The sequence below is a fragment of the Lysobacter sp. Root983 genome (assembly GCF_001429345.1).
Lineage (GTDB): Bacteria > Pseudomonadota > Gammaproteobacteria > Xanthomonadales > Xanthomonadaceae > Lysobacter.
In genome coordinates, this window is sequence record NZ_LMJO01000001.1 from 1,331,063 (window position 1) to 1,345,113 (window position 14,051).

11 protein-coding genes are annotated in these 14,051 nt (G+C 70.6%); 10 read left to right on the forward strand and 1 reads right to left on the reverse strand.

The window, feature by feature from the left end; translation table 11 throughout:
• Nucleotides 1-20 precede the first annotated feature (20 nt).
• On the forward strand, nucleotides 21-560 hold the full coding sequence (locus ASE43_RS05680) for a lipocalin family protein (protein WP_056181766.1): 540 nt from the start codon (nucleotides 21-23) through the stop codon (nucleotides 558-560).
• 285 nt (nucleotides 561-845) lie between these two features.
• On the opposite strand, the gene ASE43_RS05685 is transcribed toward ASE43_RS05680, so the two are convergent.
• A complete protein-coding gene (locus ASE43_RS05685; protein WP_057159885.1) occupies nucleotides 846-2,237 on the reverse strand; it encodes a S8 family serine peptidase in 1,392 nt (463 codons plus the stop codon).
• Nucleotides 2,238-2,464: 227 nt separating this feature from the next.
• Here ASE43_RS05685 and ASE43_RS05690 point away from each other — a divergent pair, with 227 nt between their 5' ends.
• The 9 genes from ASE43_RS05690 (at nucleotide 2,465) to ASE43_RS22250 (ending at nucleotide 13,934) form a co-directional block, all read left to right on the forward strand.
• The gene (locus ASE43_RS05690; RefSeq protein WP_056181762.1) at nucleotides 2,465-3,298 is read left to right on the forward strand and encodes a DUF6689 family protein; all 834 of its coding nucleotides are present in this window, start codon (nucleotides 2,465-2,467) and stop codon (nucleotides 3,296-3,298) included.
• A gap of 44 nt (nucleotides 3,299-3,342) precedes the next feature.
• Nucleotides 3,343-4,221, forward strand: a complete 879-nt coding sequence (locus tag ASE43_RS05695) for an FHA domain-containing protein (RefSeq protein ID WP_157489539.1) — start codon at nucleotides 3,343-3,345, stop codon at nucleotides 4,219-4,221.
• Complete coding sequence (locus tag ASE43_RS05700; RefSeq protein WP_057159709.1) at nucleotides 4,218-7,529, forward strand: serine/threonine-protein kinase; 3,312 nt, start codon at nucleotides 4,218-4,220, stop codon at nucleotides 7,527-7,529. Before ASE43_RS05695 ends, ASE43_RS05700 begins: the two co-directional genes overlap by 4 nt.
• Before the next feature lie 9 nt (nucleotides 7,530-7,538).
• Nucleotides 7,539-8,255 (forward strand): sensor histidine kinase, encoded by a 717-nt coding sequence (locus ASE43_RS05705; RefSeq protein WP_056181757.1) that lies wholly within the window; start codon nucleotides 7,539-7,541, stop codon nucleotides 8,253-8,255.
• Between the two features lie 46 nt (nucleotides 8,256-8,301).
• Nucleotides 8,302-8,952, forward strand: coding sequence for a response regulator transcription factor (locus tag ASE43_RS05710; protein ID WP_056181754.1), 651 nt, complete (start codon nucleotides 8,302-8,304; stop codon nucleotides 8,950-8,952).
• A gap of 360 nt (nucleotides 8,953-9,312) precedes the next feature.
• Nucleotides 9,313-9,786 carry an LEA type 2 family protein gene (locus tag ASE43_RS05715; protein WP_057159886.1) on the forward strand — a complete coding sequence of 158 codons (474 nt, stop codon included), beginning with the start codon at nucleotides 9,313-9,315 and terminating at the stop codon, nucleotides 9,784-9,786.
• Nucleotides 9,787-9,887: 101 nt separating this feature from the next.
• Nucleotides 9,888-11,678 (forward strand): acyl-CoA dehydrogenase C-terminal domain-containing protein, encoded by a 1,791-nt coding sequence (locus ASE43_RS05720; RefSeq protein ID WP_057159710.1) that lies wholly within the window; start codon nucleotides 9,888-9,890, stop codon nucleotides 11,676-11,678.
• 137 nt (nucleotides 11,679-11,815) lie between these two features.
• Nucleotides 11,816-12,496: an HNH endonuclease gene (locus ASE43_RS05725; protein WP_235567265.1), complete on the forward strand. Its 681-nt coding sequence runs from the start codon at nucleotides 11,816-11,818 to the stop codon at nucleotides 12,494-12,496.
• Nucleotides 12,497-12,743: 247 nt separating this feature from the next.
• Nucleotides 12,744-13,934 carry a hypothetical protein gene (locus ASE43_RS22250; RefSeq protein WP_200956216.1) on the forward strand — a complete coding sequence of 397 codons (1,191 nt, stop codon included), beginning with the start codon at nucleotides 12,744-12,746 and terminating at the stop codon, nucleotides 13,932-13,934.
• Nucleotides 13,935-14,051 lie beyond the last annotated feature (117 nt).

A 14,051-nucleotide genomic window follows, 5' to 3' on the forward strand; every position in this document is an offset into this window, starting at 1 on the left:
ACGCCACGGGGCATGCATACATGGCCGCACATCGAATAGCGCTGATCCTCGCCAGTCTGATCGCGGGTTGCTCGGGCAATGTACGCCCGATCACGCCGGTGGCCGAGGTCGACCTGGATCGCTTCATGGGCGACTGGTACGTGATCGCCCACATCCCCTCGCGCCCCGAACGCGAGGCCTACAACGCGATCGAGAACTACCGGCGCGCGGACGACGGCAAGATCCTGACCCGTTTCCGCTACCGCGACGGCGGCTACGACCGCCCGGTCGAAACCATGCATCCGGTCGGCACGGTCAAGGCCGGCACCGGCAACGCGATCTGGGGCATGCAGTTCATCTGGCCGATCCAGGCCGAGTACGTGGTGGTTTACCTGAGCCCGGACTACTCCCAGACCATCATCGGCCGCAGCAAGCGCGACTACGCCTGGATCATGGCGCGCACCCCCAGCATTTCCGAGCCGGACTACCAGCGCCATCTGGCGCGTCTGCGCGAGCTGGGCTACCGCCTGGACGATCTGCGCAAGGTGCCGCAGACCTGGCCGGAACCCGCTACGCCCTGACCCCGGACCGGCGGACAAAAAAGGGCCCGGCGTAGGCCGGGCCCAGTCTCGCCGGATCGGCGAGGGGGATGCGATGAGGTTCACGTCTGCTCTAGAGGCGCCAACGCGGCGGGCGCCCGCGGGCGGCCATGCCGCGCGGCGCGGCGCGCGGCGTGGCGAACCCGGGCAAAAAAATGGGCATCCGCTACGACCCGGATGCCCCCGATTAAATCGGCGGAGAGTGCGAGTGGGAGAGAAACGCTCGCAGGCGTTCCCAGGCCGTCCCTGGCCGGGAAAGCCGGGGGATCAGTAGCCTTGCGCGACCTGCGCGGCCTCGTAGGCGTCGACATGGCCGCTGCCGACCTCGAACGGCAGCCGGCCGGGCATGGGATTGGCGGTGGCGGTGAGGATCTGCTTGACCTCGGCCGGGTTCAGCGACGGATTGGCCTCCAGCAGCAGGGCGACGATGCCGGCCACGTGCGGGGTCGCCATCGAGGTGCCGCTCATGTGGGTATACGACAGCGCCTTGGCGCCCAGCGAGAGATCCTGCTGCGCGGCCAGCAAGGGCAGCACCCCGGTCAGCGCGCGCGTCGAAACGATGTCCACGCCGGTGGCGACGATGCTGGGCTGGTTGGTGTAGGTCCAGCTGACGCCGTCGGGCATGGTGAAGCTGGCGCTTTCGCCCGGATTGCCGCGCGAGGAGAAGTCGGCCAGGGTGCCGTCCTTGTTGCCGGCGCCGACCGAGATCACCCACGGCGCCTGCGCGTAGGGGTTGTGGGTGTTGGCGCCCGGGCCGTCGTTGCCGGCCGCGAACACGCTGACGATGCCGCGCTTGTAGGCCTCGTAGCTGGCCACGTTGACCGGATCGGTGGGATCGAACGTACCCGAGCTGCCCCAGGAATTGGAGATCACCCGGATCGGCGAGGCGAAGCTGTTCTGCTTGCTGATCGCGTAGTCGTAGCCGCCGACCGCGTCCAGGATCGAGATCACCGCGCCGGAGCCGTAGCCGATCAGGTCGGCGCCGGTGGCGACGCCGCGATACAGGCCGGCCGACTGCGCGCCGCTGCCGCCGACGGTACCGGCGCAGTGGGTGCCGTGGCCTGAGCCCAGGTCGGTATTGAGCTGGTTCTCCAGCACCACCACCGGCAGGAAATCCAGCCGCGAATGCAGATTGGTCAAGGCCTGCACGTTCTGGACCACGCGCACGCCGTACTTGAGATCGGCGTGGGTGGCGTCGATGCCGGAGTCGTTGATCATCACCGTCACCCCGCGCCCGGTGTAGGGCGTGGTGCGGCCGAAATCGCCAGGATTGGCCTGGACCCGGTTGACCCCGGACAGTTCGCGCGCTTCCTGGTTGTAGTACTCCAGATTGCGGTTGAGGTGGATCGCGCGCACGTCGCTGCGCTGGGCCAGGGCGCGGACCTGCGCCGGCGTGGCCAGGGCGCCGGCGATCGGCAGGTTGCGCATGCTGATGCCCTGGCCGATGCCGAGCGCGCGCAGGGCCTGCAATTGGGTGCTGCGCACCGGGCCGGCCTGGTCGTAGGACACCACGACCTCGAGCTTGTCGAGCGCGGAGGCGGTGCCCAGCACGCGGTTCAGGGCCGCGTCGATATGGGCGCCGGCCAGGGCCATGCCGCTGGCCATCATGCCCACGGCCAGTGCGGACAGCTTGAGGAAGTTGCGGCGGTTGCGATGCATGCGGCGGATCTCCATGAATTCGGCGGGTCGGCGCCGGAGTTCGGGCCGGCATCGGCACCATGGCGGGCCGGCCCAGAAGCGGGCCATCCGGATGAACGCCCAAAGGTCATGGGGGAAAATCCCTAGAGACGCGAGGGGTCCACGCGGAGTACGCTCGGCGCATGCCGTTGCTCTGTCTGCGCCCACGGCGGACGCCGACCTGGGCCACGGTCCACGGGGGGTGTGACATGGCGAAGTGGGCGTGGAGCGCGCTGCTGGCGGCAGTGCTGTGGAGCGGATTAGGGCCGGCGAGCGCGCAATCGCTACCGGTCAACGTCACCATCTCGGGCAACGAGGCCAGCGCCTACGTCGGCCTGCCCGGTCTGACCATCCTGGACTTGAGCCTGGAGTTCGAGAACGCCCAGGGCCTGAGCGCGAACAGCCTCGGCATCGGCGCCAAGGTAGTCAGCCCGCTCAGCCCGCTGCTGCAGGGGCGGCTGCCCAATCTCAACCTGACCTCGCTGACCGCGGCCCTGCCGGTGCTGATCACCGTCGAGCCGCCGGCCAACGGCGGCCTGCGCTTCCAGGGCACCGGCCGCTTCGAGCTGCACACCCACGTCCTGCCCTACGCGCTGGGCAGTTCGCTGCGCCTGTTCAAGGCGCCGCTGGGCGGGCCGTTCCAGGACATCACCGACGAGATCGCCCAGGGCAGCGTGCGTGCGCGCGGCACTTACGGCGGCTTTTCGCAGTTCCTGATCCTGATCGACCTGCGCCCGACCGGCATGGTCATCGACGAGAAGATCCTGCGCCTGCGCAACCGCGTCGCGCTGCTACCGGTGGCGCTGCGGCCGGCCTACACCACGTTGCTGGACGACGCCGAAGACGCGCTGGACGACGACGACTACCCGGCCGCGATCGCCGCGGTCGACGGCATCCGCAGCCTGGCCCAGTCACAGGCCGGCACCACCCTGTCCAACGAATGGCGCGCAGACCACAGCACGACCAACCACGCCGGCGAGCTGATCGCGGGTGCGGCGACCCTGCGCTTCAGCGTGATCTACCAGCGCGACTACGGACAGTGATGCGCATTCGCAATAGGGCCGCCGGCCGCGCTTAAGATGCGCCCATGCCGGCGCGCCTGATCGCTTACCCGCCCGAAACCGCAGCGATCACGCGTTGGATCGCCGCGGGCGGGCGTCTGCGCATCGGCCGCGCCGCCGATTGCGATCTGGTGCTGGAACATCCCTCGGTCTCGCGCGCCCATGCCGAGCTCAGCCACGACGGCCAGCGCTGGCAGCTGCGCGACTTGGGCAGCAAGAACGGCAGCTACGTCGACGGCATCGCGGTCGAGGACTCGGCGGCGCTGGCGGTACCGTCCTGGCTGCGCTTCGGCGACGTGCATTGCGACTTCGCCGAGTTCAACGAAGCCCAAAGCAACGGCCTGCGCCTGCGCCAGCAGCAGCGCCGCGATTTCTCGCTCGCGCTCACGCGCCGGGTCGAAGCCGAATCCGATCATGCCCGCCTGCCCGAGGAAGTGCTGCGCGGCGTGGTCGAACTGGCCGACTGCAGCCGCGGCTTCCTGCTGCTGGCCAGCGGCGGCGACTACGCGGTACGCGCCAGCGTGGAACTGGACCCGGCCGCGCTGCGCGCGCGGGTGTTCTCCGGCAGCCTCGGCGCGGTCGAACGCGCGCTGGCCCAACGCCTGCCGGTGGTGGTCAACGAGGTCGCGCGCAGCGACTGGGCCGCCGAACGCGCCTCGATCGTCGACAGCGGCCTGAAAAGCCTGGTCTGCCTGCCCTTGCTGGACGGCCCGCGCACCCTGGGCGCGATCTACGCCGATCGCCGCACCCCCGGCGAGCCGATCACCCAGTTCGACCTGGAACTGCTCAGCGCCTTCGCCGAGAGCGCGGCCCTGTGGCTGCTCGCGCGCAGCGCCGTGGAGGCATTGGACGATGCCCCGCGTTGGAGCACGATAGTGGCGGGCCCGCACGGCAACACACCATGACCGATTCCTCCGCGCCAACCGCTACCGGGCTATACGCGCAGCAGCGGCTGACGCCCGGCACGGTGCTGGCCGGCCGCTTCCGAATCGAGGCGGTGCTCGGCGTCGGTGGCATGGGCGTGGTTTATCGCGCCACCGATCTCACCTTGGACGTGGCGGTCGCGATCAAGCTGCTGCGTCCGGAACTGGCCACGCGCGCCGATGCCTTCGAGCGGTTCCGCCAGGAACTGCTGATGGCGCGCCAGGTCTCCAGCCCGCGCGTGGTGCGCATCCACGACCTCGCCCAGCACGGCGGCCAATGGCTGATCGGCATGGACTACATCGACGGCGAGGCGCTGGACCGCAAGCTGGACCGCGAAGGCCCGCTGCCGATCGAAGACACGATCCGGATCGCGCGCCAAGTCGCCGAAGGCCTGAGCGCTGCGCATGCGCGCGGCGTGATCCATCGCGACCTCAAACCCGCCAACGTGCTGGTGGACCGCGCCGGCGACGCCTGCATCACCGACTTCGGCGTCGCCCGCTCGCTGGCCAGCACCGGCCTGACCCAGTCCGGCGCGGTGGTCGGCACGCCCGACTACCTGTCGCCGGAACAGGCGCGCGGCGAGACCGTGGACGCGCGCAGCGATCTCTACGCGCTGGGCCTGATCCTCTACGAAATGCTCGCCGGCGCCCAGCCGTTCGCCGGCGGCACCGTGCACGAGGTGCTCGCCCAGCGCATGCTGCGCGCGCCCGCGCCGGTGACCCGGCAACGGCCGCAGACGCCACCGTGGTTGGCGCGCCTGGTCGATCGCCTGCTGCGCCCGCAACCGGCGCACCGCCTGCGCAGCGCCGACGAGGTGGTGCGTGTGCTCGATCAGCGCAAGCTCGCACGCGACTACCGGCCCAGTCGCCGGCTGTGGCTGGCTGCCGCCGCGCTCGCACTGGCCGCGGTCGGCGGGATCGGATGGTGGCGCGCGCAAACTCCGCCGGTGCCCGAAGGGGTGGCCGCGGTCGCGCCGCTGCACCGCCTGCTGGTGCTGCCCTTGGATGCGCCCGACCAGGCCGCGCTCGCGCCCGCGCGTCGCGCCGCCCTGGCCGCGCAATTGCGCAGCGCCTTGTCCGGCGTGCCCGGCTTGGCCGTGGTCGACGAAGACCGCACCCAGCAAGCCCTGCGCCAACTCGATCCCACCGGCAGCGCCCGCCTCGATCCGGCCGCGCTGCGCCGCACCGTCGGCGCCGACCGCGTGCTGCGGGTGACCCTGCGCGCCGATGCGAAGGGCTGGCGGGCCGAAGCCGAACTGTCGGACGAACGCGGCGTCGCCCATCGCAGCGCCGGCCGCGGCGCCGATCCGCAGGCCGCGTTCGCGGCCCTGCCGGCGGACCCGGGCTTCCGCGCCGACCTGGGCCTGCGCGCCGCGCTCGCGCTGAACCTGCCGTCCGCGGCCGCGCTGGATGCCTACGGCGAAGGCCTGCGCGCGCGCCAGGACAGCGCGCCGGTGGAAGCGCTGGCGGCGTTCCGCAAATCCGCCGATAGCGCGCCCGGATTCGCGTCGGCCTGGTGGGGCGCGGCCGAATCGGCGCAGGCGATCGGCGACCTCGACGCCGCCTACGAGGCGATCGAGCGCGGCCAACGCGTCGCGGCCGACGCGCCGCCGGCGCTGCGCCGGCGCTTCGCCGCCGAACGCGCCCTGCTCGACGGCGATACCGAAAGCGCCATACGCGAGTGGCGCGCGCAGCTGCAGTCCACACCCGACGACACCCGCGCCGAGCTCGAACTCGGGCGCGCCCTGGGCGCCGGCGGCGACCTCGCCGGCGCGGTCGGGCAATTGCAGGCGCTGACCGCGCGCGACGCCAACGATCCGCGCGCCTGGTACGAGTTGGGCAAATTCTCGATCCTGCACGGTCAAGCGCGGCGCGCGGTCGACGATTACCTGGTGCGCGCGCTGGTGCTCTACAAGCGCAGCGGCAATCGCTACGGCGAAGCCGAAACCGTCAACGCGCTCGGCATCGGCTACAGCCGCCTGGGCCAGAACGACCACGCCCAGGAGCAATACCGCAAGGCGGTCGAACTGCGCGGCGCGGTCGGCAACCGGCGCGGCCTGGCCACCAGCCTGCGCAACCTCGGCAACGTGCTGTCGCTGTCGGGCCGTTACGACGAAGCCGCGGCCAGTCTGGAGCAGGCGCGCAAACTGCACCTGGCCCTGGACGACCGCCACGGCCTGGCCGCGGTCGACAACGAACTCGGCCTGCTCGCCGAGGAACGCGGCGACTACCCGGCCGCGTTGGCCGCGTTCCGGCTCGCCCTGCAAGGCTGGCAGCAGACCGGCGACGCCCAGGGCACCGCTCAGGCGCTCAACGATATCGGCTTCGCCCACTACCAACTCGGCGCCTACGACGACGCCCAGGCCTATCTCTCGCAATCGGCCGGCGCCTACGAAAAACTCGGCGACCAGACCGGGCGCATCCGCACCTTGCAGAACCTCGGCCTGCTCGCGATCGCGCGCGGCCAATGGAGCGCCGCGCGCGAACAACTCGAGCGCGCGCTGACCGATGCCGAGCGCGAGCAGATGATCGAGGAAGCCGCGGTGAGCCGCCGCAACCTGGCCGAACTGGCGCTGATGCAGGGCCACTACGACGAAGCGCTGAGCCAGGCCGGCAAGGCCGAAGCGCTGTTCCGTCAGCGCCAGGATCCGCGCGGCATCGCCGACGCCGGCTTGTTGCGCGCGCAAACCTTGATCGCCACCGGCGCCGATGCCGACGCGCTGCGGGCGCTGGACGCGATCGCCGCATCGGTCGCGCAGGCGCCGGCCGAGCAGCGCGGCATCGACGGCCTGCTGCGCGCCGAACTCGCGCGCCAGGGCGGCGACGCCAAGGCGGCCGCGCAGCACCTGGCCCAGGCGCGCCGCTACGCGGACGCATCCGGTGTGCGCCTGCTGCGTCTGCAGGTCGGCCTGGAAGCGGTGAAGGCCGGCGCCAACGCCTCCGCGCTCGGCACCGAAGTCGCGGCGCTGGGCCACGTCGCGCTGCGCCTGGATTGGTCGGAAGTCGCGATCGCCCAGGCCCTGGCCGCGCGCGATCCGGACGGCGCGACCAAGCGCTACCGCGAAGTGCTGCCGCTGCTACGGCGCGGCGACTACGCCGGCGCCTACCGCCTGCACGAACTGGGCGCGCAAGCCCTGAGCCAGGCCGGCGACGCCGGCGCCGCCGCGAACGCACGCGACGACGCCGTGGCCGCGCTGCGGCGCGTGCGCGAACGCATGCCCGCCAACCTGCTCGGCGGCTTCGAAGCCGCGCCGCAGATCGCCCGGCTGGATCCGGCGCGCAAACCCTGAGCCGCGGCCATGGACGAGCTCTCCAGCTTGCGTCAGCAATACCGGGAACTGCTGGAACGGCTGGAACGCAACGAGCGCGAATTCCGCCGCCTCGGGCGTGCGGTGTGGCGCGTGCAGGAGGACGAGCGTCGCCGTCTGGCGCGCGAACTGCACGACGGCATCGGCCAGAACCTGACCGTGCTCAAGCACCGCCTGGGTCAACTCGACGATGCCCTGCCCGCCGACCGCGTCGACGCGCGCGCCGCACTGGCCACCGCGCTGGCGCTGTGCGGCGACACCTTGCAGGACACGCGCGAACTCTCGCGCCTGTTGCGCCCGCCCATCCTCGACGATCTGGGCCTGGAAGCCGCGCTGCGCTGGCTGGTGCGCAGCCAGGCCGAAGCCAGTGGCGCGCGCATCGACCTCGATGTGGATTCGCTACCCACTCTGGATGGCGAATTGCAGACTCTGTTGTTTCGCGTCGCCCAGGAAGCGCTCAACAACGCCGCCAAACACTCCGGCGCGGCGCATATTCACGTGCAGCTGACCACGCGCGACGGAGGATTGCAGTTGCGCGTGCACGACGACGGCCGCGGCTGCGAACCCGAACAAGCGCTGCAAGCGGGCGGCAGCGGTCTAAGCGGCATGCGCGAGCGATTGCGTCTGTACGGCGGCGTGCTGCAATTGCGCGGCGCGCCCGGCGAGGGCTTGCGCCTGAGCGCGCGCGTGCCCCTGTCGCCTCCCTGAACACCGGTGCTTGACGAGCGCCGGACACACGAGCAGCGTAAGCGCCATGGGGACCAAGACCGTGCGGGTACTGATCGCAGACGACCACACCATGGTCCGGGAGAGTTTGGTCGGCCTGTTGCAGGCCGAAGGCGACGTCCAGGTCGTGGCCCAGGCCGCCGATGGCCTGGAAACGCTGGAGAAGGCGGTCGCGACCCGGCCCGACGTGGTCATCACCGATATTTCCATGCCGCGTTTGAACGGCATCGAAGTCGTGCGCCGCTTGTGCGAGGCCCTGCCCGACACCCGCGTGCTGGTGCTGACCATGCACCAGGAAAACGAGTACGTGCTGCAGGCGGTGCGGGTCGGCGCCTCCGGCTACATGGTCAAGGACAGCGCGGCTTCCGAGTTGTTGGCCGCGGTGCGCGGCGTGCACGCCGGCCACGGCTACTTCGGCCCGCAGGCGGCGCGCGCGCTGGCCGAGCAACTGCAGCACCCCGAACGCGACCTCGGCGACCCCTACGGCCGCCTGACCGCGCGCGAGCGCGAGGTCTTCCACCTGATCGCCGAGGGCCACACCACCAAGGAAATCGCGCGCGAACTGACGATCAGCGTCAAGACCGCCGAGAACCACCGCGCGCGCGTGCTGGCCAAGCTGGACGTGCGCAACACCGCCGAGCTGGTGCGGTATGCGCTGCGCAAGGGCTTGGTGGACTGAGAGCCAAGGCGAAAGCAAATCCCCCCTAGCCCCCCTTTTCCAAAGGGGGGAACAAAGCGGATCGCCTATACGCCATCCAGCCACGGCCATACGCAGCGCGTCAGCATTCCCCGTTCCAACTGCCCTTGCTTCCCCCTTTTCCAAAGGGAGGAACAAAGCGGATCGCCTATACGCCATCCAGGCACGGCCATACGCAGCGCGTCGGCATTCCCCGTTCCAACTGCCCTTGCTTCCCCCCTTTGGAAAAGGGGGGCCAGGGGGGATTTGCTCTTGCCTTCCCAGCCCCCGCAAAGCCCACCCTACGCCGTAGTATCCTCAGCTCCCCATTACGGCTTACGGCGGAGCGGCAGCATGAAGGCGATGCGTTGGACTCGTGGTTTGGCCCTGGCGGGCTGCGTATTGCTGCTGGCCGCCTGCGTCGGCGGGCCGGTGCGCCGCGTGTCCGAGCCCTCCGCGCGCATCCAGCAGCTGACCGTGCGCGCCGACGGCAGCTGGTCGGCCGAGCTGCGGATCGAAAACTTCAGCAGCATCCCCATGCGCTTCGACCGCTTCGATCTGGTCCTGAGCCTGGGCAGCGACGAGGCCGGCCGCCTGCAGGGCACCCCGGCGGTGTCGATCGGCCCCGAGTCGGCCGACGTGATCGCGGTGAACCTGCGCCCCAGCGGCGCGGCCAAGCTCGCCGTCGCCGATGCGCTGGTCAGCGGCCGGAGCCTGTCCTACACGCTCAAGGGCAGCATCGACGCCACGCCCGACGAAAAGAAGCAACGCAACTTCACGATCGATCGCAGCAGCGCGCTGAGTCCGGCGCCCGGCCTGCCCGGTGTGCTGCGCTAACGGCCGAGATTAGGGATTCGGGATTAGAGATTCGCAATCCTATCCCGCCCCTTCGCGTTCGCTTTTACCAATCCCGAATCCCCAATCACGAATCCCTGCCCATGAGCACCTACAAAGCCCCCCTAGCCGATATGCGTTTCGCCCTGTTCGACGTGCTCGGCGCCGAAGCCGCTTTCCAACGCCTGGGCTTCGCCGAGGCCACGCGCGATGTGCTCGACGCGGTGCTGGACGAAGGCGCGCGCTTCACCGAGACCGTGCTGGCGCCGCTCAACCGCGTCGGCGACGAGATCGGCTGCAGCTACGACAAGGCCAGCGGCGCGGTGACCACGCCGCCGGGCTTCAAGCAGGCCTATGCGCAGTACGTCGAAGGCGGCTGGGCCGGGCTGGTCTCGCCCAGCGAGTTCGGCGGCCAGGGCCTGCCGCACGCGGCCGGCGTGCCGCTGAAGGAAATGATCGACGCCGCCAACCTGGCCTGGGGCAACTTCCCCCTGCTCTCGCACGGCGCCACCGAAGCCCTGCTGCACCACGGCGAAGCCTGGCAACAGGAGGTCTTCCTCAAGCCGCTGATCGAGGGCCGCTGGACCGGCACCATGTGCCTCACCGAACCGCATTGCGGCACCGACCTGGGCCTGCTCAAGACCCGCGCCGAACCGCAGGACGACGGCAGCTATTCGATCACCGGCACCAAGATCTTCATCACTGCCGGCGAGCACGACTTCACCGACAACATCGTCCACCTGGTGCTGGCGCGCCTGCCGGACGCGCCGGCCGGCAGCAAGGGCATTTCGCTGTTCGTGGTGCCGAAGGTGAAGGTCGGCCGCGACGGCGCGATCGGCGCCGCCAACGCGGTGCGCTGCGGCGCGCTCGAACACAAGATGGGCATCCACGGCTCGGCCACCTGCGTGATGAATTTCGATGGCGCGCAGGGCTATCTGATCGGCCAGCCGCACAAGGGCCTGATGGCGATGTTCACCATGATGAACACCGCCCGCCTGGCGGTCGGCCTGCAGGGCCTGGGCCTGTCCGACCGCGCCCTGCAGAACGCGCTGACCTACTCGCGCGAGCGCCTGCAGATGCGCGCGCTGTCGGGCGCGAAGTTCCCCGACAAGCCGGCCGATCCCATCATCGTCCACCCCGACGTGCGGCGCATGCTGCTGACCTGCAAGGCGCTGGTCGAAGGCGGCCGCGTGATGGGCTATCACGGCGCCCTGCTGGTCGACGTCGCCCACCATGCGCCGGACGCGGCCGAACGCGAGCGCGCCGATGCCCTGGTCGGCTTCATGACCCCGATCGTCAAGGCCTGCCTCACCGAATGGGGCGTGGAATGCACCTACCACGCGCTGCAGTGCTACGGCGGCCACGGCTACATCGCCGAACACGGCATGGAGCAGCTCGCGCGCGACGCCCGCATCACCACCTTGTACGAAGGCACCACCGGCATCCAGGCCCTGGACCTGCTCGGCCGCAAGGTCATGCAGCTGCAGGGCGCCGGCCTGCGCGTGATGCTGGAGGAGATCGAGACCTTCTGCGCCGCCAACGCCGACAACGCCGCGGTCGCCGAGTTCATCGCCCCGCTGCGCGAGCAAGCCGCGCAATGGCAGCAGCTGACCCTGCGGATCGGCCAGCGCGCGGTCGCCGACGCCGACGAGGTGGGCGCGGCCGCCTACGACTACCTGATGTACTCGGGCTACGTCGCGCTGGCGTATTGGTGGGCGCGCAGCGTCGCCGCCAGCGAGGCCTCGTCGCAGTCGGAACGCTTCAAGGCCGGCAAGCGCGAGACCGCGCGCTTCTACTTCGCGCGTCTGTTGCCGCGCACGCGCGCGCATGCCGAAGCGATCGCCGCGCCGCTGTCGACCCTGACCGCGCTGGACGCCGACGCCTTCGACGTCTGATCCGACGCCAGCACCCGCGCGGCCACGGACGGCCGCGCCGCGGGCGCGGCCGTCCGCCGCCCGCATCGGCTACCCAAATCGTCATCAAACGGGTATAAGCTGATATCCCGATGGAGACCGATAGAGCGAGCCTACGCTTGGTCCGAACCGGAACCCACGCAGAGCGACTGCTGCGTGAGCCGGAAATCCTCGGCGTCTCCGGACTGGACCTCGCCCAGCGCTACGCGCACCCCCGCCCGCCCGTCGACCGCCTCAACGCGGTGCGCTTGCTGTCGCTCGATGCGCACGGCCGCGTGCTCGACTGGATGAACTGGCAGGAAGCGACCTGTTTGTACGTGCGCGGCGCAGTGGCCTGGACCCTCGGCGATCCCTGCCTGCGCGTGCACGGCGGCACCAGCCGCCTCAGCGGCGAACAAAGCCTGATCGAACTGCACCCGATCGTGGCGGCGCGCGGCCATGCGCGCGCGCATGCGCTGGCCCCGACCCCGGCCCTGACCAACGCCGCGCTGTTCGCGCGCGACGACTACCTGTGCCTGTACTGCGGTCGCGACTTCAACCGCCCGCACCTGACCCGCGATCATGTGATCCCGGTGTCCAAGGGCGGCCGCGATATCTGGGAGAACGTGGTCGCGGCCTGTTTCCACTGCAATTCGCGCAAGGGCAACCGCACCCCGCAGCAGGCCGGCATGCCGCTGCTGGCGGTGCCGTACCGGCCCAGCTGGGTCGAGCATCTGATCCTGTCCAACCGCAACATCCTCGCCGACCAGATGGCATTCCTGCGCAATCAGCTGCCCAAGAACGCTCGTCTTAGCGGTTGACGCCTGCTCACGCCGGTCGCGGCGGCTTGTGAATCGCACATCGCGCGCGCTTGCGCACGATCCGGCCATGGGCCCGAAACCGCCGTTTCGCCGGGACTTTGCGCATCAAGCCGTGACGCCGGTCGCGATCTGCCGGCCACCTGAGCGCGCGCCTGCCGAAGAACGCTGATTTGCGACGCGTTGCGCGCGTTGACGACGTGATTGCGGTCCGCAACACTCGTCCACCACCGCAACGATGGACGCAACGATGGCCCTGACCCTCGGTCTGACCGGAATGGACCCGGCGACGGAGACCGCACTGCAGGCGGCCTTCAAGGATGCCAACTCCCGCCTCGGCGGACGCTGGCAGCTGCTGCCCGAGAGCCAGGCCGACTACGTCGTCGTGGACATGGACAGCATGTACGGCCCGATGAGCTGGCTGCGCCTGCATGCCGCGGGCAAGAGCGTGATCGCGCTGACCAATGCCCAGCGCACCCAGGCCGATTACCGCCTCGGTCAGCCCTTCGACGCCAACGGTATCGGCGATTTGTTACGCGAGATCGCGACCCAGGCCGGCCAGCCGTTGGAGGCCGCGCCGGCCCCGCCGACGATGGCGAGCGCGCCCAGTCCGACGCCCGCGGCGCCGAGCCCGGCCCCAGCCGCGCCCAAACCCGCGCCCGCGCCGGCCGAACCTGTGCCGACCCTGGATCGCGCGGTCGAGATCCCGCTGGGCGTGGCGCCCACGCCGGCGCCTGCTCCGGCAGCCCCTGCTCCGGCAGCGCCGGCTCCCGCACCGGTCGCCGCCGCACCGGCGCCCGCTCCGGCCCCGCCTGCGCCCGCACCTGCGCCTGCACCCGCACCCGCTCCAGCCTCACCTGCGCCCGCCCCCGCTCCTGCCGTCGCCGCCGGCGAATCCCTGCTGGTCTGGCTGACCTCCGGCCGCCTGCGCGGCCACCTGCGCCTGCGCGGCGACGAACCGTTGCTGATCGACGCCGATCAACGCCAGTACCACGGCCCCTCGGCGCTCAAGCCGCTGTCGGCCTACTTCGAGAAGAGCCTGTCGGCGGCCGACTTCATCGCCGTCGACGACAAGACCTGGGCCATGACCGTCGCACCGCTGGGCGAGCCCATGCCGCTCGCGCGCCTGGTCTGGTTCGGCAGCCTGCTCGCCGGCCACGGCGCCCTGGCGCCCGGTTACGACCCGCAGCGCCGCTATCAGATGGTCAAGTGGCCGCAGACCGAACGCGAGTTCCCCAAGCACTTCCGCATCGCCACGGTGATGATGAAGGGCCCGGCGACCCTGGCCGAGATCACCGAGGCCAGCGGCGTACCGGCCGCGGACGTCGCCGACTTCGTCAACGCCAACCTCGCCACCGGCTTCGCCGAGCCCGAGGCCGAGCCCGATCCGGTCGAACCGGCCAAGGCCGGCGGCCTGTTCGGACGCCTGCGCGGGCGCTGACCGCGCGCGTTCCGGGCGCGGTTCCGGCCGCCGCGCCTGAACCCGCCACGCATCCGCTTCTTGCCCGCCTCACACAGGGGCGGGACAATGACCGACTGAACGCCAGAACCCGTCGGT